The sequence below is a fragment of the Aminobacter sp. P4_D5 genome, from assembly GCF_056401815.1.
Window position 1 is genome coordinate 1 of record NZ_JBFUIP010001146.1, and the last position, 571, is coordinate 571.

General features: G+C 63.9%; 1 protein-coding gene. It reads left to right on the top strand.

The annotated features are described in order from the left end of the window. On the top strand, nucleotides 1-571 hold a 571-nt coding region (locus AC1DWF_RS37165; protein ID WP_476843431.1), incomplete at both ends, for an ABC transporter substrate-binding protein.

Consider the following 571-nt stretch of genomic DNA (forward strand, 5'->3'; position numbering starts at 1 on the left):
GCTGAGCTTCACCTCGACGCTGGAGCCCATTCCGGTCCTCGCCAAGAGCTGGACGATCAGCCCCGACGGCAAGGAGTACGTCTTCAAGCTGCAGGAGAACGTGAAGTTCCACGACGGCCACCCAATGACGGGCGAGGACGTGGTCTTCTCGATCATGAAGTTCCACATGGAGCTGGCGCCGCGCGCCCGCACGGTCTTCCTGAACATCGACACCTGCGAGGCCACCGACCCGCACACCGTGCGGATCACGCTCAAGAAGCCTTTCCAGCCCTTCCTGCTGATGTTCGATTCGACGGCCTGCTGCATCGTGCCGAAGCACATCTATGACGGCACGGACTACCGCACGAATCCGGCGAACCCCCGGCCGATCGGCACCGGTCCGTTCAAGTTCACGGAATGGCAGCGCGGCAACTTCGTCCGCCTCGACCGCTTCGAGGACTACTGGAAGCCGGGCCAGCCCTATCTCGACGCCATGATCTACCGCATCGTGCCGGACAGCCAGAGCCGCCGCCTCGCGCTCGAGAGCGGCCAGGTGATGCTCACCCAGGCCAACGACATCGAGCCCTTCGAC